The organism is Cochleicola gelatinilyticus, from assembly GCF_001637325.1.
GTDB classification, from domain to species: Bacteria; Bacteroidota; Bacteroidia; order Flavobacteriales; family Flavobacteriaceae; genus Cochleicola; species Cochleicola gelatinilyticus.
This window is the reverse complement of record NZ_LRXL01000037.1, coordinates 498,251-519,094: the sequence shown is the minus strand read 5'-3', so window position 1 is coordinate 519,094 and position 20,844 is coordinate 498,251. Positions and strand designations below refer to the sequence as shown.

The following is a 20,844-nucleotide window of genomic DNA, read 5'->3' as shown; positions in this document are numbered from 1 at the left end:
CGGGCGAGACTACAAACGCTATTGCATTCTCTTATAGCTTGACTTAGACATAAACTGATATTTATACGTCTTATAATTATCGAAATTTGGAGGAATCGTTACTTTAATTATATCGCGTTTGTGTGCATAAATCTTTACGATATTTCCATTTTCGGTGCTCGAAGATTCTAAATTAAATTTCAGGTTTTTTATCTGATTGTTCAAAGATTCATAAAACTCTTGCTTTAAAAAGATGATCTCAATCGCCTGCGCTTTGGTGTTTTCAGAAAAATAATAGGTAATAAAATAATCTGCTGGTCCACCTAGCTTGTAATCTGGTTGATTAAAAACATATTTAGTATTAGCAAAAGTATCTTCAGTTTCATCGGTCGCTTTATAAAAATACCAATTGTTAGCAGTCATCATTTCATCCACCTCGCCTACTGTTTTTTCACTAAGGTTTAAGAATTGAGTGACTGTTAGGTTCTGACTGAATACCGACTGGCATATAAAGAAAACTAAAAAAAGAAATAAAAATTTTTTCATGAAAGGGCAATTTCGTTTTTGGTCCGTGCCATAGCACTAACGACAAATAGTGTCGCAAATTAAACATTTTATATAATTTTAAGTAGGAGGACAACGAAAATAATAAATCGAAACAAAAAAGCAAGCATTTCTAGCATAATTTAAAACCGAACTAACATAGGGTTTCTTCTAACATTCTCCTCTACCAAGCTAATACAGAAACAATGCCAAAAATTTAGAAATAGCTATGTGTTTATCGCATCCAAAGACAATCCAACCCATCTGTAACCATATGCAATAGAAGTCCGACTGCAACAACTCTGGTTTTCTTAAAGCAAAATAGAACCCCATACCCTACTATCGCAGGGTACGTATGCAATAAATGAAAATTAATACTACATCGATTAGGTTTAAAAATAGGACTCGCCAAAAGATGATCTAGATCTACTAACATTGTTGCAATCATGATTAACCAAGCAATTTTCCAATTTCTTCTGAAAAAAAACCAGGCGATAGCACCTGGGAGTAAAAAATGAAATGAATAATGAAATATAGTTTGAAGCAATACAAAGTTGGTTAAAATGACTATCTAAAATACACAAACTAAAATTAAAAAACTCAAAAAAATTAGAGCTAAGAATTATCCTTATATCCTTACGAAATATGTTTTAATTACAAAGGTTAATGATGGGTTAACAGAATCGCTTTTTTTTGAAAATACGAATACAAACTTTTTCTTTACCCCAAATAAACCTTAATTAGTATGTTATGAAAAAGATTACCACTTCATTTTGTAAAATTTCTTTCAGTATTCTCGCACTATTTAGTGCTACAATCACTTTGAAAGCACAGACTTTTGAATATAAAGACTCTGGAACCGACTTTATATTATACGACATGTCTATTCCCTCTGGACAAAACAATGTTGCTTTTGCTGCAGGGGCACAAAACACTCAAAATTCACCAGGGGTTATTATTAGATCTCAAGATGGTGGTGACACTTGGGAAACCGTGTATCCTATTACAGGAGAATCACCAGGTTTTGAAAAAATTGAATTTCTAACTGCAGACAAGGGCTTCGCCGTAGGATATAATATAGTTTTAAAAACTGAAGATGGCGGAGATTCTTGGGAAGAAATAACTATTGCCGATAATGTTAATAGGTATGTAAGCTTAAATTTCTTTAACGAAAATGTTGGAATAGTGACTGCATTTGTAACGTCTGGTGTTGGATTCGAAATTTATACTACAAACGACGGAGGTTCTACTTGGACTATTACAGATAGTATAGATAATGTAGGGTCAATTAGTCTAGATTACGCTGACGAAACTACCGTTTTTTCAGTAGGAAATAATGAGCGTATTGCAAAATCTATCGATGGTGGAAATACATGGGAAACTGTTAGAACTGGAATGCCACAATTTTTTAGTTTGGAAGTATTCTTTAAAGATACAAATAATGGAATTGTAGCTTCGGAAGATGGAAAACTAGAAATTACACACGATGGCGGTGAAACATGGAATCAATTCGCCACTGGATATCATAATTTTTATGGTTTGTATTATACTGCAGATAAATTATTAGCAGCAGGAACCGATCAAGATCTTTACATCTCTGAAGATAACGGGGAAAACTGGACACAAATTCATGACGGTGAAGGGACTTCTACATTTTATGAAATTCAGTTATTTGCAAATAATTCTGGTCTTGTGTGTGGGTCTCAGGGAACCATGCTAAAATTTGAAGACGTCTTATTAGGTATCGAAGATCAAAATACTATCACAGAAACGATCACATCCTTTTATACAGCTACCAATAAAGAACTTACAGTAGCCTCTACAAAAGAAACTATAGAACAAGTAACACTGTATTCTACTTCAGGACAATTAGTTAAGAGCATAAATAACAATTCAAACACAGCTGTTATACATATTTCCGATGTACCTGATGGAATGTATATTGCTTCTATTAAAACGCTAAAAGGAAGTAAAACAATAAAATTTTTAAAATTCTAAAAAACGAGTTTTAGTAAGATAAAATATAAAGGGGTAGCAATGTCGCTACCCCTTTATATTTTATCTCACACTTTATTGAAGTTTCATCAACCGCTTTAACCACTTTAATTTTGAAGCTGAATACGGGTAGTATTTTAAAGGAAACTCTAACCAGGTAGGTTTTTCAAGCACACTCTTATAATGTGTAAATGCGTCGAAACCAGCTTTGCCATGATATGAACCAATACCACTATCCCCTACTCCTCCAAAAGGAAGATTAGGGTTAGTAATGTGCATTACTGCATCATTTACGGCACCTCCACCAAAAGAGATCGATTTTAAAATTTGACTTTTTTGCTTTTTGTTTTCAGTAAAAACATAACATGCTAGTGGTTTCGGTAATGTGTTTACTTTTTCTATTGCTTCTTCCAAAGAAACGTATGGAATCACTGGTAAGATAGGACCGAAGATTTCTTCTTCCATCACCACATCATTAAAGGTAACATCTTTTAATATTGTGGGTTGTATATAGCGAGTCTCTTTATGAATCTCGCCACCAAAATATATTTTTTTGGGAACCATCATTTTCTGCAACCGTTCCATATGATCCTCGTTTATAATTTGCAGGTAATTATTATTTTCAAAAGCATAATGTGCCTCTATAATTTCAGCTTTAAGTGCTTCAAGAAGTTTTTCTTGTATTGAAGCATGCACTAAAACATAATCGGGAGCAATGCAAGTTTGTCCTGCATTTAAAAATTTTGCCCAAACCATTCGCTTCGCAGTCATTTTTATGTTGGCTTCTTCAGTAACAAACGTGGGGCTTTTCCCTCCCATTTCGAGCGTAACTGGAGTAAGGTTCTCTGCGGCTGCTTTATAAACGATTTTGCCTACTTTCGTACTTCCAGTAAAGAAAATTTTATCGAACTTTTGTTTTAATAATGCTGTAGTTTCCGGAATTCCGCCTTCTATAACTGTAAAAAACTCCGGTCTAAAATAATCGGCTACTAGTTTCGCCATCAATGAGGAGGTGTTTGCAGGTAATTCACTTGGTTTTAAGACAATTGTATTTCCTGCAGCAATTGCTGCTACTATGGGCGCAAAAGATAATTGATAGGGATAATTCCACGCACCCATCACTAGGCATACTCCTAAAGGTTCAGAAAGCATGTAGCTAGAAGCTGGAAAATTCATTAAATTAGTGCTTACTTTTTTCTTTCTCGTCCAACGCTTTAAATTTCTCTTGGCCTGTTTAATATCATGATATAACAAAGCAAGTTCACTCACATAATTTTCGAAAGCACTTTTTTTAAAGTCTTTGTAAATGGCGTCGTCTAGTGCAGCTTCATTTTCAGTAAGCATGCGTTCTAAGGTTTCTAATTGTTCGCGACGAAATGCTATTTTTTTAGTAGCCTGTGAATTATAAAATGCGCGTTGAAGGGATATAATGGTTTGCATAATTTCATTTTAATTGGGAACCAAACGCTATTCCATCTAAAGAAATAGTCCGGTCTTGGTAAAAATAAGAGAAACCTTACAGACTAATGTTAAAGAAAATAGAAAGGATTATACTAAAATTTGAAGAATATGCTATTTTAAAAAATAGACTATTAGATTGTATAAATGTACCTTAATCTCATTCGGTTATAAATTTATCCCCGATCACGATTCAGTACTTTGTATTCTTCGTAGCATTCACTAATAGCATCTAAAATTTGAAGATCATTTGCAGTGGTAATAAAATCTTTCGAATAACTACATTTATTAAGAATTTCATCGATATCGGTTCGCTCTAACTGCAATACAGCCATAAGCGTTTCTCTATCAAACTTACTGTGTAACAAATTTCGTATTTCGTCATCTTCCTTCATTTTCCGAAGTTTACGCATCTGTTTGGGACGTTTTCCGAAGACATTATAAAGAAAATCGGCAGGGTTAAAAATTGCACCCAACACTTTTGTAATGGCACCCGGTTGCTGACTTCCTCCTTCATATCCACTCCCAAGTCCAGAGATGCGATACCTGTAATTATCGTAAATTGGAATAATCTTAGCATCTACCTCAACATAACCTGTAAGTTGAACAGGGCGTACAACTACTTCTTCCAGCGCAATACCCAACTCGGTCATTTTCACTTTAATGTCACCAAATTTTAACCAGTCGTTGGTTACACGAACCCGAATTGATTTAAATCCTAAATAACTAAAATATAAGGTATCATTTACACTCGCACGAATCGAAAATGCTCCTACTTTATCGGTAGTACTTCCTCGAACGCTGTTGAGATTAACTACGTTCACATTTTCTAGCGGCGCATCGGTGGCATCATTTAGAACATTCCCTTCAATTACGACATCGGTAGCTTCTTCCGTTTCTTCTTGAGCGAACGAAACAGTAGCTACAAAACATGCTAAAAGAATGAATAGGGTCTTTTTCATAGTAAATGGGGTGTAAATATACATATCATAGACGAGAAAATCGAGTGAAAGTTTCAAACCAAATGCAACTTTTTAAAATAAATAGCTATTTATAACACCATTATATGGTAATTCTAATTTTTGTAGAAACTCGGTGAAGAATATCTTACCGTATAAAAAATAAAAAATCTCCCTAAAAAAGGGAGATTTTAAAATATACTCAAAATACATGTGTTGAGAATTAACTTCTTCCTCTTCTTCTTTTACCACCTGTACCACCACTTTCTGGCTTACTTTTTCCTCTCCGTTTTCCTGCAAATTTTGGTTTATTTCCACCAAAATCATCACTACGTCTTTTAAATCCGCCTTTAGATCGACCTCCGCCACCTTTACCTTTTCCACGGAATTTTCCTCCGCCACCGCCACTGCGACCACGTCTTCCCGTATCCTTAGAAATTTCAACAGATACACGTCTTCCTTCTAATTGAAAGTCTTCAAAAACACTAGTAACTAATGCCTCATGCACTTTATCTGTATTAAAGAAAGAAAAACTGTCTTTAACATCTACTTTATAAACATCGTCTTGCCCAAGTTGTAAAAGATCTCTTAAAAAATCTTTTAAACTCATCCAATCGAAATCATCTTTCCCACCAATATTAATAAAATAACGGGTGCTATCTGCAGATTCTTCACCTCTACCACTCGGGTCTCCAGCTGAGATATTAAGATCTTTTGCTTTTTTATAATAATTATAGAAACGTGTAAATTCTACTGAAAACACTTTCTTAATTAATTCTTCTTTACTGAAATCTTCTAAAACTTCGTTAATGTTAGGAAGATACGCATCAATCTCGTGATTGATTTCTGTGTCTTTAATACTATTGGCTAAATGAAACAATTGTTTTTCACAGATCGCCATTCCTGAAGGAATATCTTTTTTATCGAAGCTCTTCTGGATCATTTTCTCGATTGTACGTATTTTACGAACTTCACTTTTAGAAACAATCACCATAGAAACACCCGTTTTCCCTGCTCTACCTGTACGTCCACTTCTATGCGTATACGTCTCGATCTCATCGGGCAACTGATAATTAATTACGTGCGTAATATCATCTACATCTATTCCTCGAGCAGCTACATCGGTGGCAACTAGCATTTGAATCTGTCTAGTTCGAAACGATTTCATAACCATGTCACGTTGATTCTGACTTAAATCTCCGTGTATGGCACCTGCATTATAGCCGTCGGTTATTAATTGTTCAGCAACTTTTTGAGTATCCCGTTTGGTTCGGCAAAATATAACCGAAAAAATTTCTGGATTAGCATCTGCCAAACGCTTTAAAGCCTGATAACGATCACGAGCGTTTACAAGATAGTATTCATGCGAAACATTTTCAGAACCTACGTTTTTAGAACCTACGGTTACCTCCTCCGGGTTGTTCATGAATTTTTTTGCGATGGTAGCTACCTCTTTTGGCATGGTAGCACTAAATAACCACGTACTTTTATCTTTTGGTGAATGTGAAAGGATCTCGGTAATATCTTCAAAGAATCCCATGTTCAACATCTCATCAGCTTCATCAAGCACACAATACTCAATTTTAGAAATATCGATCATGCGTCTTCCGATCATATCTTTCATACGACCTGGAGTTGCAACAATGATCTGCGCACCTTTCTTAATTTGTTTTGCCTGGTCTTGAATACTCGCACCTCCGTAGATAGAAACAACATTAAGTCCTTTCATATACTTTCCGTAGGCAATAAGCTCATTGGTGATCTGCAGACAGAGTTCACGTGTAGGAGATAATATAAGCCCTTGTGTGGTTCTGCTGTCTAAATTTATCTTTTGCAACATCGGAAATCCGAAAGCCGCAGTTTTTCCCGTTCCTGTCTGTGCTAACGCAACGAGGTCGGTTTCTTGTTCTAATACAATTGGAATTGCTTTTTCTTGTACTTCTGAAGGGGTTTCAAAACCCATATCAGTAATGGCCTGGAGAATAGCATCGTTAAGGCCTAACGATTTAAATGTTGACATAAAATAGTATAAAAATTATATGTGCTGACTTGAAGTGGACGACATATAACCATTACTTCCTGCAACACTCCTCACCCTGAGGATTTTTCAAGCTGCAAAGGTAGTGTTTCACATCGAGCTAACCGCTACTATCTATGTTTATTTAAAGCAACGTACTGTTTATCGGGTACGGCTGAATAAAAACGTGAACGTATTATCATTTTCTGAAGCATTATCTCCATTTAAAAAGACCTTAAACTGAAGACTTTGTTCGGTTAAGTATTCAATGTTTGCTGAAAAAGTTGTGTTTTCGTTAAATTGAAATGGTGTGTCTTCAGCATTTACGGTTCTAAAATTTTCTACCGCAAGCATAAGTCGTTCTTCTGAAACTTCATAAGTTCCGGAAACCTGCACTTCCGATAAGTTACTATCTTCGCAATTGGATGTTTCAGGAATATTCCATGAAAAGGTTTTGTTCTTTCCGAAGAAAATTGTCGGTATTGTGGGACAGGCAGTTTCTACCGGTTGGGTCCATTTACCAAATAGAAGATTTTCATTATTTGTAGTAATATCATCTTTAGAAGAGCATCCATACATCATCAAACCTAGCATCAGTAGGGAGCCTAATTTAATTGCTATTTTCATCATTTTTTCTTTTAAAGATACAAAAAAGTGCTCTCTATTTAAAATCAATTTGTGAGGTATTCAATGAGTTGGCGCATCGCTTTTCCACGATGACCAATCTCATTCTTATCGGCAATTGACATTTCTGCGAACGTAGTTGTGAAATTATTTGGTAAAAAGACAGGATCATATCCAAATCCATCGACTCCTTTTTTTTCTTCGGTAATTACTCCATCACAAATTCCAAGAAACATGGTGTGTTCATCATGAAGTGCCAGAGCAATTGCCGTTTTAAATCTAGCACTGCGGTCTTTTTCTCCTTTCAATTTTATAAGAAGTTTGGCGATGTTTGCTTCCGAATCTTTCTCGGGACCTGCATAACGTGCACTAAAAACCCCTGGCTCTCCGTCTAAAGCAGAGACCTCAAGGCCAGTATCGTCTGCAAAACAATCGAAACCATAGCGCTGTTTTACGAAGCTTGCCTTTAGTGCAGCATTCCCTTCAATAGTGTCTGCGGTTTCTTCTATATCTTCAGTACATCCTATGTCATTGAGACTCAACAATTCGACGTGCTTTGGAAGTAATAATTTTACTTCCTTAAATTTATTCATATTATGGGTTGCAAAAACAAGTTTCATTTTGAGGTGTGTTTAAAAGGTTTTATGAATAGATTTAATTACTGTAACATGTTTTTGATAATTATTTAGCTGCATTTGCGAGCTCGGTCAATTTATCTATGATAGGTTTTAATCTTGAAGGCGGGTTGTTATCGTCGAATGTGGGGGAAACGATTTCTTCATCTAAAGTAAGCACCTTTATGTTGGTTAGAGCTGCTCCATCAAACTGATGTGCTTTTGAAGGTACGTCCAGCGAAGGAATACTGGCAAGCTCTATGTCTGAAAGCAAATCTGTTAATTCTTCCCAGTCTGATGCTTTCATGGGTACTTTTAAAGGATCTGAAGCATCCCGGTTTTTAACGACGGTTATAGAGCTTTCTGTAGCAGTAATGGTATAATACGATCCTCTAGTAATTTCTGTGTATTCGATTGTTTGCACATCGGTTTGTGTACAACCATTTGCTGCAATCACTAAAAATAAAAATAGCAAAAACTTCATCGTTTCGTAATTTGGTTCCCTACAAAATAAAACTATTTAATGCGAAGCTGTTGTGAATGGCACTATATTTAAAATAACTTTAACCTCTGTTGCAGTGATGCTTTTTCTGTTCGTAATATCTTTCGATAATCTCATCGATACTTTTAATGGTTTTCTTGGTCCAGTCTAATTCTAGTTCTTTTTTTTCTGTTTCAGATAATTGCCAGGGAATTTCGGTCTGCTTCAATTTTGTAACGACACTTTGTAAAGTAATTGCTGCAGAAACCGAAAGATTTAAACTTTCAGTAAAACCATACATCGGTATTTTAAGAAACCCATCGGCTTGTTCCATTACGATATCGCTTAACCCATCTCGTTCTTTTCCGAAGAAAAATGCACTTTTATGGCTTACATCAAAATCATGAAGGAGCGTTGCGTTAGTATGTGGCGTGGTTGCTATAATCTTATATCCCTGATCTCGCAAGGAATTTATAGAATCTTGAACCGAATCGTACCGATGTAAGTTAACCCATTTCTGAGCGCCCATCGCAATCTCTTTATCGATTTGCTTTCCTACCGATTCCTCCACAACATGAATATCCTGAATTCCAAACACTTCACAGGAACGCATTACTGCACTGGTATTGTGCAACTGATACACATCTTCGGTCGCTACAGTAAAGTGTCTTGTTCGTTTCTCCAGAATCTCTTTAAAAAGTTTACGACGTCTATCGGTTAAAAAAGTTTGTAAATGAGCCAGCAGCGCTTCATCCATATTAGTTGTTTTCGGCTAAAGTACAAAGATTAGAAGAAATGAATTTTGGAGAGTTAGTAGTTTAAAATAAAAGATGGAATATTATACTGTAAACAACCTGTACCTTTAATTTTCTAAACTAAAATCCATGTAACTTTCGCTTCAGAATTTGTCATCTAAAAAAACATCTTTACTTTAGTACACAAACCCAATAATATGAAAATTGTAGTACTTACTGGAGCTGGAATTAGTGCAGAGAGCGGACTTAAAACATTTCGGGATAGTAATGGCTTGTGGGAGGGGCATGATGTTATGGAAGTGGCTACTCCCGAGGGTTTTACAAATAATCCTGAATTAGTGCTCGATTTTTATAATAAACGAAGAAAACAGTTAATAGAAGTAGAACCTAATAGAGCCCATAAAGCGTTAGCAGAATTAGAAAATGAGCACGATGTCACTATTATCACCCAAAATGTAGACGATCTACATGAGCGTGCCGGAAGTAGCAATGTGATTCATCTTCATGGCGAATTGCTTAAAGTACGAAGCACCTTCGATGAAAAACTTATACTCGATTGGAGAGAAGATCTTATGGTTGGAGATTTTTGTGAACACAATCACCAACTGCGTCCACATATCGTTTGGTTTGGAGAAGCAGTGCCCTTAATGGACCACGCAATCGATGTGGTGGGAACAGCAGATGTATTAGTAATTGTTGGCACTTCTATGCAAGTGTATCCTGCCGCAGGTCTACTACAATATACAAAGGATGAAACACCTGTTTTTTTCGTTGATCCTGCTCCGGCAATAACTTCTTCAAATAACGTTACAGTATTTTCAGAATCTGCTACAACGGGAGTCCCTAAAGTAATTTCAGCTATTAAAGCTTTGTAATGAACACTTCTGAAGCACTTCTAAAAAAATTACAATATACCAAAGCATATCGGCAAACCCGACTTGACGTTGCTAATTGGGTTATAGATCACCCCGAAACGTTTCATACACTTATAACGTATTGTTTCAAAGACCCCTCTGATATTGCTTACAAAGCTGCATGGATACTAGAATTTGTATGTGCAAAACAATTAGATTTATTACTGCCACATCTTGATTTTTATTTTAAAAACCTTCCAAAAATAAAGCGCGACCAATCGTTACGTCCTTTAGCCAAGATCTGTGAAATGCTCGCCATTGACTATTATATAAATAAGGATAAAAATGTTATGGAAGCACTTACTGTCGTACATAGGGATGCAATGACCGAATGTTGTTTCGATTGGCTCATTACCAATCAAAAAGTAGCATGTCAAGTCTATGCTATGGAATCACTTTATTATTTAGGCTTGGAGTTTACATGGATTCATCCAGAGCTAAAAATAATTATAGAACAGCACATACATACAAGTTCCGCCGCTTATAAAGTACGAGGAAAACGAATTCTTAAAAAACTTTTTTAATCCCATTTTCTTAAAATTATCATACGGTTCGTATTCTTTATAAAAAGTTAGAACTCCTATCCTCTAACTCTTCCTACTTCCGTATCTTTGCACCTTTAAAATCGCAACCTATGTATACAAATGCACTACAAGCAATTTCACCTATTGATGGGCGTTATGCTTCAAAAACAGCTTCTTTAATTCCTTTCTTTTCTGAAGAAGCCCTTATACGGTACAGGGTATTGGTAGAAATTGAATATTTTATCGCTTTGGTAGAATTACCTTTACCACAACTGAAAGATTTCGACAGCGAACATTTTGGATCACTCCGTAAATTGTATACCGATTTTTCTGTACAGGATGCGGTTCATATCAAGGAAACTGAAAAAGTGACCAACCACGATGTAAAGGCGGTAGAGTATTTTATTAAGGAAAAATTCGACGCACTTGGTCTAGAAAAATACAAGGAATTTATTCACTTCGGACTCACCTCTCAAGATATAAACAATACGGCGATACCATTATCTTTAAAAGATGCAATGAATGAAGCCTATGTGCCGCAATTAAAAGAAGTTACGAGTAAACTGAAAGAGCTTGCTGAAGAATGGGCAGATATCCCAATGCTTGCACGTACTCACGGACAACCAGCATCCCCTACACGACTGGGAAAAGAAATTGAAGTATTTGTAGTGCGTATTGAAGAACAATTCGATTTACTGAATGATATTAAAAGTGCTGCAAAATTTGGAGGTGCCACCGGAAATTTCAACGCACACCATGTGGCGTATCCAACAACAGACTGGAAAGAATTTGGAAAGAATTTTGTGCAGAACAAACTCGGATTACATCACTCCTTCCCTACCACACAAATCGAACATTACGATCATATGGCAGCTTTATTCGATTGTTTAAAACGAATTAACACCATCTTGATCGATCTTGATCGTGACATCTGGACGTATGTTTCGATGGATTACTTCAAGCAACGAATTAAAAAAGGTGAAGTGGGAAGTAGTGCTATGCCGCACAAAGTAAATCCGATCGATTTTGAAAACAGTGAAGGAAATTTAGGGATTGCCAATGCCCTTTTCGAACATCTTTCAGCAAAACTTCCTATAAGTCGTTTACAACGTGATTTAACCGATAGCACAGTACTTCGGAATATTGGCGTTCCTATGGGCCATACGCTAATTGCCATGCAAAGCACCCTAAAAGGCTTAGGAAAATTATTACTCAACAAAACGAAATTTGAAGAAGATCTAGAAAATAACTGGGCTGTTGTGGCTGAAGCAATACAGACCATTTTACGTCGTGAAGCCTATCCAAATCCGTATGAAGCTTTAAAAGGACTCACCCGAACTAATGAAAAGATCAATCAGAAATCGATTGCTGATTTTATTGGAACGCTCGATGTGGATGATTCAGTAAAAAATGAAATGCTTAAAATCACACCTGGTAACTATACTGGGATTTAAGGTTTCCTTAGTTAAAATAGAAGATTTATACTTAAAAACAAAAAATCCAGCGAAGTAATTTCGCTGGATTTTTTTTATGAATTTGTCACCCTATTTTAAGCTGACCTATTAAATATTTCTATTGCTTGATAATACGTTTTACAATATTTCCTTCTTCCGAAGTAATTTTCATAAAATACATTCCAGAAGCTAAATCTGATATAGAAACGTTTGTTTCAACACCTGCATTAGAAAGGTCTAACGATTTTATCAATCTTCCATTTACATCGAAAATTGTAGCATCTACTAACACTTGAGATCCTTTATTAGACAATGTAATATCTCCATTAGTTGGATTAGGGTATAAGCGTATGGTTGTACTTAACTCAATATCTGCTACTCCTAAAATTTCATCGACAGTAAGCATGAAAGTACACGTTTCTTCATTTCCAGAAGCATCTGTTGACGTTATTATTACCTCGTACACACCTCCTGCTACTTCATCACCAATACTTGGAACTTGAGAAAGTGTAGGTGCAACAGCACAGTTATCAGTTGTTGTTGACAACGCTGTATAGTCTGGGATAGTAAATGCATCTCCTTCATTTATAACTTCTGTCATATCCTCCGGACAGGTTACTGTTGGGAGTTCATTTTCGGTTAGTACTTGTGTAAGCGTTCGTTCTGCAAGACATCCTTGGAAACCTACTCCAATATCTGAATTAGGTACTCCGAAATCTGAATCGTCACATGTACCCGACCAATCTGCTGCGCTATCACTCTCTCCTACTCTTCGGAAAGAACCTGAACATTCTGCTAATAATTGGGCTCCATCACCAGTCCAATCAAGGTCGGCTCCTGTTATTGTAAATCCATTAATTTGAACATTCAAAGTTGCAATTTCAGCGGCAGTATAATTCCAAAATAAAGAATCTACAACGTTACCATTAGGGTCGATAATAATAACCCATCCTGAACCTTCATTATCCCACCATAAGTTACTTCCCCAATATCCTGAACCACCATCATCGTTATAAGCAATAACAGAGTTTTCACCCATCATTCCGATATCTGGCATACTTGAATTAATTGTATTAATATTATCGTAAGGCTCTTCACTTGCTGCAATGGTGTATCCAGTATAATCTGTAGCAACCCCAACATTTTGAATTTCTATACGATCGGGTGTCTCTAAAGTAATTTCAGAAATTACCAATTGCGATAGTATTCCCGGGGGAGTTTCTTGTGCATATAAATCAATATCATCACTAGGTGAGAAAGTATATTCAGTCCCTTCGAACAGAAAGTTTCCTCCAGATGCTGCATCGAACCAACGAATTACATTTGCCGGATCATTTAATGTAGCGGTCACTGTTACGGGTTCTCCTCCACAAACGTCGGATACACCTGTTGTTTCTGGTCCTTCTGGAACGAATAATACTTCAATTGTATCACTTGCCGAAGATGCTACCGAGCATGCTCCTGCGGGAACAGCATACGTAATAGTGTGTACTCCAACTCCTGCTTCAGCTGGATCGAATGAATAGGTTATTCCGTTTCCGTTATCTGTTACGCCAGGACCACTATACACTCCACCAGCTGGACTTCCTCCGCCAATGTTAGTTAATTCTCCTGAGGTTGCACATATGTCATCTGGTGCTGTAATTGAAGCTAGTTGAGATGGGGTATCGAATGCTTCTGTTCCATCTTGTTTACTTCCTGAAGATCCTTGATCTGCACTTACTCCTAATCCTCTTCTTGCAAAAGCATCCCAAATAAAGCATTCGTTTGCTCCGTTATAAATTGCTTGATCGGCAGCTAAGATTGCATTTCTACCATCCACAAATCCAGGACTACAAGGCTGTAATCTCATTCCTTCCATCACTAAAGCTAATGCAATAACGTTCCCTGCGTCTTGATTTACATCTCCTGTAACAGTATACATATCTTCACTATATCCATATTCTCCAATTAATTCCCATGTCATTTCCCAAAGCATCGAACTCCATACAGAACCTACTCCATGCGGAGCTACTTCAGTTTTAACATAATCGTATGTTTGCGGGTTAACACTCATATCGGTACTGTAAGGAAATGAACGAAATCCTTCGCCATCTGCTCCTTCATTAGTTAGGTAGGTTCCTATTCCACGAACATCTGTACCCACATCGCCAGGCTCCATGGTTAATATTAATCCTATAAAATCACTCCATCCTTCACCCATCTGTTCCTGATTTTGTAAACATCCTGATGCTCCGGGACCTCCTGTGAACCGGTTAGATATTCCATGTCCATATTCGTGAGCTATTACAAGATTATCGAAATCACCATCTTTATTACCGCAAACATACATTTGCATTCTCGGATTTTGACCGTCAGATGGGGTTCCAAAATTTGCGTTACAGGTACCGGATCCATCTTGCGCTTCCGCATTTACAGAATCACTTCCGGCTCCTCCATTTCCATAATTGTTTTCCTGAAAATTTCCACTTTCTTCGTCAAAACCATATTGGTACATAACATCATGAATAACGTTATTCCAATAAAATAAATTTGTTATTGCTGCAGATTCATACTGATTGGTATTTGAATAGATTAAATCGAAAGGATATCCAGTAAATTCTAAATTAGCACCACCGTCAGGCTGAAACCCTACATTATCCCCATCTTCATATGCATTGGCATTATTTCCGCGTGTTACCGTAAATTCAGCACCGTCTACACCATCAATATCATGCCACCCAAAAGGAGAAGCCGTTGTATTAGCAGGTTGGTTTTCTATAGAACGAGCAGCATAATAAGGGCTTTCGAATGGAAGTGCGATTACTTCATAACATTCATTACACCCTAACGTTGTCTCTCTAACCGTAGTTTTATAATTTGGAATGTCGTATAAATTTGCATTGTAATCTAATTCTGAAACATCATTGCTATGATCATGATCTAATCCACAACTACTAATAAGGTCATTTTTTGAAACTATTTCACCAGAATTTGCATCGACTCTTAGGCTCCACCAATGTGTGTCATTTATAGCATCTATTGAAAAATTCCAAGCTAACACAAGTGCTCCTTCAGAGTTTGCAGCGTACATTAATTGTGCTACAATATCATTTTGTGACATTCCACCTCCACTAAGAGTAACTCGGTTTCTTGCTGATTCGGTAGCTAGGATATTTAAGTCTTCTGTAATTGAATATCCCAATTTACTTGCTGCAGAAACTACTGCTTGTGCGGCCGACAAGGAAGCTGTTGCGCCAGAAATAGTCTTACCTATGGCATTTTTAATAAATCGATTGTCAGCAGAAAGAAGAGTTCCATCTGATAAAGAATGAACACCAGATTCGGTTCCATAAACTTCGAGTCCCTCGATAATTTGCCTAAAATAGACATGTTCTACACCACTTAATCTACTCCTATTGCTGCTGGTTATTTTCCATCTAACATCAGTAGGTAGTAATTCGTTATTTTCAAGAACTTGTTGAAAATGTTGATCTATTGCTTTTGAATCGTTTTGTGCATACATGGAGACAAAACATGAAATAAAAAGCAGCGAGGTTAAAGCCCAAGTAATTTTTTTCATATAAATTTTTATTTATTAAATTATTAAGAAACGTAAATCTATCGAATACTGAAGGTTTTTCAAACAAATAGTTATAAATAGATAAAAATTTAACATTTATTCAATTTTATGATAGAATTGTTAGATTTTCTCTAAAAACTATAAAAATAGTAAATAGTCAAAATATTTATTAACTTCGCTAATATCAATAAAAAACTGATTTATGGAACAACCAAATTCGCTTATCATCGCTATGCAAAATGGAGATGAAAAAGCTTTTTCTACATTATACACTATGTATTCGGAAGCACTTTATGGTATAATATACAGTATTGTTCTGGATAATAATGTAGCGGAAGAAGTATTACAAGATGTCTTTATTAAAATTTGGGATAACTCAAAATCTTACGATATAAATAAAGGTCGATTTTTTACTTGGATCCTTAATATAGCAAGGAATACTTCTATCGATGAGACTCGCTCGAAGGCATATAAGAACAGTAAGAAAAACCTTTCTACAACAAATTTCGTAGATATAATAAAATCAACTGACAGTCTCAACAAAAAAACCAACGCCATTGGTATTCAGAAATTTATTGATGCTTTAAAACCTGCATGTATAAAAATAATTGACCTATTATATTTTAAAGGTTTTACACAGGTTGACGCCGCAAAAGATTTAGACATACCCCTTGGAACATTAAAAACAAGGAACCGTACATGTTTACGGGATTTAAGAACAATTGTATTGGGATAACTTATGACAGCAGCAGAAATTATAGCATCGGGGAAACTAGAGCTTTATATATACGGAGCACTTCCAAAAGAAGAGCACGCAGAAATAGAAGAAGCAATAAGTACCTCTCCCGAAGTACAGAGAGAATTAGAACAAATAGAAGCAACCTTAATTGAGTTAGCAGAAGCAGTAGCTCCACCAATTCCAGCAATGGTTTGGTCTCATATCCTTACCGCAATCTCAAAGGTAAGAACCCTACGAAGTGTCGATAAAGACAAAACAAATTGGGCAGCCATTACAGGCTGGGCAGCAGCGATCTTATGTGTAGGTGGTCTCTTTTGGATGCTTAACCAAAACAATGAGTTAGAGGATAATTTACAAGTTACTTCTACGGAAAATACAGAGTTGAAAAATAAAATAACTACTACTGAAGAGCAGTTGGCTGAAACTAATTCAATTTTAGATGTTATTAGATCGAAAGATTACAGTAGTTATACCCTACCTGGAAATCAAGCTGTAGCACCTGAAGCATTTGCAAAAGTATATTTCAATAAGAAAGATAAAGTTGCTTATATAGATGCAAAGGGACTTCCCGAAGCACCTCGTGGAAAGGTATATCAAGTATGGTCACTACTTATGGAACCTCTTACACCACGAAATGTTGGTTTACTAGCAATTGGCACCGAAGTAGAAGAAGGAATATACAGATTTGATAATGTACCAGATCCAGAAGCTTTTGGAATTACACTAGAGCCAGAAGGCGGAAGTGAAGGGCCTACACTTTCTCAATTATATACTTTGGGAACTGTGGGACAATAATTTGTTATAAACAGACTATAGAGCGCTTTGAAATATATTTCAAAGCGCTTTTTTTATTTAATATTTTCATCACTGCCTTAGGTTTATCTACTGTCAGGTTCCTTCTATGAAATGGCCTTTTTCACATATTTTAAACCGGTTTAAATCCAACCAATAATATTTATCTGTAAAGCATATACTAAAGTTAAAAGGTTGACTAAAATAACCTACTGCTATACTATTTTTAATGTAGTATATACGATATTAGAATATATGAAGAGCGTAATAATTAAATTACATTGCTCATAAAAAAAGCGCCCTTCTCCAAGGGCGCTTCAACTAACAAAAAAACTCTGAAAAAACCGGCTTCGCCAGTTTTGGAATATCTATCGAATCGATAGATAACCAACCTTTCTACAATTACTTACGCAGTTTTTATATCTGCGGTTTTAATTTTATAGGTTTTTAACATCTTTTAAGACAACAGGTCCAATCTCGAAGGCTGCTTCTTCTAATTCCTCTTTTAAAGGCGTGACGGCATCATTCATACCATTGGCTTTATAAATAAGAGCTGTATGATATTGAGCAGTAGGTTCGAAAGTTTTGCCCACTACATGATCTTTTATAGTTTTTAAGGCTTGTTCCTTTTGACCCGCTTTTAACTGAGCATACGCTAGTAAATCGTAGGTTTCTGGAGTAGCCCGGTTCTCAATCTCCATTTGTGCAAGTTTTAGCGCTTTTTGAGGGTCTGTATCGGCATATAACTCAATAAGATATCCATTATACATATTTCCATAATTACCTTCAGAAATGGTTTTGATGAATGCCTTTTTTTGATTGTTTGCTTCCGAAGTATCATTATTAAATTCAGCCATTTCAGCTTTTAGTAAATGATAATCGGGTACTTTATGATTTTTTAAAATTGAATCGAGAATACGATTGGCCTCTTTGGTATTTTTTTGATAAGAGTAATTAATCCAAGCAATACCCTTTTTTGCATAGGCATTATCAGGTTCCAATTCAAGTGTCATTAAATAGTGTTGGTAGGCATCTTCTATTCTTCCTGCGTGGCCATAGAAATCTCCTAAATTAGAATACGTCCATATTTTTAAAGGCTTGCTTTTTCTAGACTCTGCAATCTCCTTTGCTTTTTCTAAATTTCGAATAGCGGCATCTAGTTCTCCATTATAATCGTTCCATTTGGCTTGGCGAATTAGATAATTAAAATCTCCATTATTTTTGATTTTTTCTAAATTCTCATTGGCTTTTTCATAATTTCCTGTTTCCATATAGATATCGAATAACATGAATTCGGTTTCTTTTTTATTAGAGACACCAGCATAAGATTCCTCTAGGAGCTCTTGTGCTTCTTTAAAACGGTGTTGTGAAATATATGTTCGAGCCAATCCTCTCGCATATCCATCTTTATTATTTGCAGATATATCCATCGCTTTCTTATACATGGTCTCGGCATTGGAAAGATACTGTCCATCTCCAGTTGTGGCAAAAAGTTTTCCGTAGGCACCAGCTAAAGGTCCCATATCTCCTACTCCTGTAGTATCAGCGTCAAGCCTTTTAGACCAAAAATCTTTTTCTGAAAGAGCAGTTTCGTAAGAAGATTTGTTTTCGGAAGTTAAATACTTATTATAATCTGAAGCATTCGTAATAGATTTCGACTTCTCTGTATTTTCTTTACATGCCGAAAAAAATGCTAGTATGCTTAAAATGATGAGTGTTTTTTTCATTGTTAGTAGGGTATTTATTATTACTTTATATATTAAAAATCGATGTTTCAAGCTTTTAAAATAAAAGGTGTACATCACTAATATAAACAAGAAAAGAGCAATTGCTTGCTCTTTTCTTTAACTTATATCCTAAAAAAGAGTTTCTTAGTTAGGGGTAGGCATGTAAGGGAATGCAGATGGGAACATTCTGTCACCAGCATCTACTCCATCACTTGTTAATTGTGGTGTTCCGTTATTACCGTCGAAACGAGTACCCGTTGTACCACCAAACATTAACGTTAATGATATATCAATTACATCGTCTTGAAGGTTTCTACCTGTTAAAGCATTTGTACCATCAAAATATGTAGTTGGTCCATCGGCTGCAACTTGCAACGCATCGAATTGTGCTAATACAGTTGTAAATGTTGCTGCATCTAATCCAAGAATATTTTCTTCATAATCAATCTCAACTCCTAAAGCAGCTCCATATACATCATGGTATGCTTCAAGCTGCGCTTGAAATCCTGGCTGAAATGAGGCTCTATCTGAAACCACAGAAACATTAAAGTTATTTTTAACCTCATCGGTTCCACCAAATACGGTGTTAATCCCTGGACGTCCCATTACATCTTCTTGTACATACGTACCTGAAAAATCTATTGGATCTGGATCTTCTTCACATGGTGCACAAAATGAACCACCGCAATCTACTCCTTCTTCGTCACCATTCTGAATTCCATCTTCACAAGTTGGTTCCACGGCACATGGCTCACAAGCGGTTCCTCCACAATCTAATCCCTCTTCATCTCCATTTTGAATTCCATCATCACAAGTTGCGTTAACAATTACGTTATCGTCGTCGTCTTTACACTGTACGAATAATGTCGTAGTGCAAAGTGCAAATACTAATATTTTTATATATGTTTTCATTTTTTATCTTCTTTTTGTAGTGTATAATTTATTGCTTTCTTTTTGTCGATACCCAAACATTATAGGAATCTGGCAGTGCGCCTTCTTCAAATAACCCTGCAGCAACTGCTACGTGTGTAGGTGCAGTACCCAACAATGTGTTTGGAACTTCAGCAACCACGGCTAAAACGTTTAAATCTTCAAAGAAATCACTTGCTTGTTCTGGAGGTAAAAATCCTTCAGGAGCTACTTCTCCACCTGCAACCATATTAAATCGGTTGAAATCGAAAAAGAATAAATCTCTACGTGGTCCAGCGTACACTGTCATACCATTAGCAGATGCGGTTAATTCTTCGTTAGATTCTGATATTTTAACAGCAATAGGAGCTACACTTGTTTGAATAGTGCTTGATAATCCTGGTGCGTCTGGTGCAACAGGTCCAAAAAAGTACATAGAGTCACCTCTTTTTATTGCTTGGATAACTAAATCTTCTACAAAATCTCCAGTATTATCTATATTAAATTCTAAAAGTACATCTTCGTCGAATTGAGCATTGTTAGTTTGCTCTCCCGGCATTAACGGTCCTTGAATCGTTGCTATTAATACGGTATTCTCAGGATTTGCTCCTTCAAAAGCATATAAATCGGCGATGTCACTACTAGTACCCGCCACATTTGGCGCGTCTACGTGATCGGCAGCTATTAAAAATACTGAAAGCACGGCTAAACCGATACCTCCAATAGCTGCAATAAGTTTTGTTTTTTTCATAATTGTAATTGTTATTAATTGTTATTTTTACGTGTTATATAATGATA

General features: G+C 36.1%; 19 protein-coding genes. 6 read left to right on the top strand and 13 right to left on the bottom strand.

Annotation, left to right across the window (positions count from 1 at the left end):
* Window positions 1–18: 18 nt before the first annotated feature.
* Together ULVI_RS09945 and ULVI_RS09940 are read right to left on the bottom strand one after the other, a co-directional pair.
* Window positions 19–525 (bottom strand): hypothetical protein, encoded by a 507-nt coding sequence (locus ULVI_RS09945; protein WP_068592322.1) that lies wholly within the window; start codon window positions 523–525, stop codon window positions 19–21.
* A gap of 232 nt (window positions 526–757) precedes the next feature.
* Complete coding sequence (locus ULVI_RS09940; protein ID WP_068592321.1) at window positions 758–1,069, bottom strand: DUF6122 family protein; 312 nt, start codon at window positions 1,067–1,069, stop codon at window positions 758–760.
* A 203-nt stretch (window positions 1,070–1,272) separates the two neighbouring features.
* On the opposite strand from ULVI_RS09940, the gene ULVI_RS09935 reads away from it, so the two are divergent.
* Window positions 1,273–2,520 (top strand): YCF48-related protein, encoded by a 1,248-nt coding sequence (locus ULVI_RS09935; RefSeq protein WP_068592320.1) that lies wholly within the window; start codon window positions 1,273–1,275, stop codon window positions 2,518–2,520.
* 72 nt (window positions 2,521–2,592) lie between these two features.
* Here ULVI_RS09935 and ULVI_RS09930 read toward each other — a convergent pair whose 3' ends face one another.
* The 7 genes from ULVI_RS09930 to ULVI_RS09900 form a co-directional block, all read right to left on the bottom strand.
* On the bottom strand, window positions 2,593–3,957 hold the full coding sequence (locus ULVI_RS09930; RefSeq protein WP_068592319.1) for an aldehyde dehydrogenase: 1,365 nt from the start codon (window positions 3,955–3,957) through the stop codon (window positions 2,593–2,595).
* A gap of 194 nt (window positions 3,958–4,151) precedes the next feature.
* On the bottom strand, window positions 4,152–4,937 hold the full coding sequence (locus tag ULVI_RS09925; protein ID WP_068592576.1) for a carboxypeptidase-like regulatory domain-containing protein: 786 nt from the start codon (window positions 4,935–4,937) through the stop codon (window positions 4,152–4,154).
* A gap of 220 nt (window positions 4,938–5,157) precedes the next feature.
* Entirely contained in the window at window positions 5,158–6,954 is a 1,797-nt protein-coding gene (locus tag ULVI_RS09920; RefSeq protein ID WP_068592318.1) for a DEAD/DEAH box helicase, read from the bottom strand.
* 159 nt (window positions 6,955–7,113) lie between these two features.
* Entirely contained in the window at window positions 7,114–7,581 is a 468-nt protein-coding gene (locus tag ULVI_RS09915; RefSeq protein ID WP_157632607.1) for a hypothetical protein, read from the bottom strand.
* 41 nt (window positions 7,582–7,622) lie between these two features.
* Window positions 7,623–8,195 (bottom strand): non-canonical purine NTP diphosphatase, encoded by a 573-nt coding sequence (locus ULVI_RS09910; RefSeq protein WP_068592314.1) that lies wholly within the window; start codon window positions 8,193–8,195, stop codon window positions 7,623–7,625.
* 61 nt (window positions 8,196–8,256) lie between these two features.
* The gene (locus ULVI_RS09905; RefSeq protein WP_068592311.1) at window positions 8,257–8,673 is read right to left on the bottom strand and encodes a hypothetical protein; all 417 of its coding nucleotides are present in this window, start codon (window positions 8,671–8,673) and stop codon (window positions 8,257–8,259) included.
* A 79-nt stretch (window positions 8,674–8,752) separates the two neighbouring features.
* Window positions 8,753–9,427: a TrmH family RNA methyltransferase gene (locus ULVI_RS09900; protein ID WP_068592309.1), complete on the bottom strand. Its 675-nt coding sequence runs from the start codon at window positions 9,425–9,427 to the stop codon at window positions 8,753–8,755.
* Between the two features lie 195 nt (window positions 9,428–9,622).
* Between ULVI_RS09900 and ULVI_RS09895 the strand changes: the two genes are divergently transcribed.
* The 3 genes from ULVI_RS09895 (at window position 9,623) to purB (ending at window position 12,317) form a co-directional block, all read left to right on the top strand.
* The gene (locus tag ULVI_RS09895) at window positions 9,623–10,300 is read left to right on the top strand and encodes an SIR2 family NAD-dependent protein deacylase (protein WP_068592307.1); all 678 of its coding nucleotides are present in this window, start codon (window positions 9,623–9,625) and stop codon (window positions 10,298–10,300) included.
* Window positions 10,300–10,863 (top strand): hypothetical protein, encoded by a 564-nt coding sequence (locus ULVI_RS09890; protein WP_068592305.1) that lies wholly within the window; start codon window positions 10,300–10,302, stop codon window positions 10,861–10,863. The genes ULVI_RS09895 and ULVI_RS09890 overlap by 1 nt, the downstream gene beginning before the upstream one ends.
* 110 nt (window positions 10,864–10,973) lie before the next feature.
* The gene (gene purB, locus ULVI_RS09885) at window positions 10,974–12,317 is read left to right on the top strand and encodes an adenylosuccinate lyase (protein ID WP_068592303.1); all 1,344 of its coding nucleotides are present in this window, start codon (window positions 10,974–10,976) and stop codon (window positions 12,315–12,317) included.
* A gap of 118 nt (window positions 12,318–12,435) precedes the next feature.
* On the opposite strand, the gene ULVI_RS09880 is transcribed toward purB, so the two are convergent.
* The gene (locus tag ULVI_RS09880) at window positions 12,436–15,879 is read right to left on the bottom strand and encodes a M36 family metallopeptidase (RefSeq protein WP_068592301.1); all 3,444 of its coding nucleotides are present in this window, start codon (window positions 15,877–15,879) and stop codon (window positions 12,436–12,438) included.
* A 202-nt stretch (window positions 15,880–16,081) separates the two neighbouring features.
* On the opposite strand from ULVI_RS09880, the gene ULVI_RS09875 reads away from it, so the two are divergent.
* Window positions 16,082–16,615, top strand: coding sequence for an RNA polymerase sigma factor (locus ULVI_RS09875; RefSeq protein ID WP_068592300.1), 534 nt, complete (start codon window positions 16,082–16,084; stop codon window positions 16,613–16,615).
* A 3-nt stretch (window positions 16,616–16,618) separates the two neighbouring features.
* On the top strand, window positions 16,619–17,413 hold the full coding sequence (locus tag ULVI_RS09870; RefSeq protein ID WP_068592299.1) for an anti-sigma factor: 795 nt from the start codon (window positions 16,619–16,621) through the stop codon (window positions 17,411–17,413).
* A 434-nt stretch (window positions 17,414–17,847) separates the two neighbouring features.
* Here ULVI_RS09870 and ULVI_RS09865 read toward each other — a convergent pair whose 3' ends face one another.
* From ULVI_RS09865 to ULVI_RS09855, 3 genes are all read right to left on the bottom strand, one after another.
* Complete coding sequence (locus ULVI_RS09865) at window positions 17,848–19,137, bottom strand: tetratricopeptide repeat protein (RefSeq protein ID WP_068592298.1); 1,290 nt, start codon at window positions 19,135–19,137, stop codon at window positions 17,848–17,850.
* A 144-nt stretch (window positions 19,138–19,281) separates the two neighbouring features.
* A complete protein-coding gene (locus ULVI_RS15580) occupies window positions 19,282–20,049 on the bottom strand; it encodes a DUF4331 family protein (RefSeq protein WP_082830837.1) in 768 nt (255 codons plus the stop codon).
* 28 nt (window positions 20,050–20,077) lie between these two features.
* Window positions 20,078–20,797 carry a DUF4331 family protein gene (locus ULVI_RS09855; protein ID WP_068592296.1) on the bottom strand — a complete coding sequence of 240 codons (720 nt, stop codon included), beginning with the start codon at window positions 20,795–20,797 and terminating at the stop codon, window positions 20,078–20,080.
* Between the last annotated feature and the right edge of the window lie 47 nt (window positions 20,798–20,844).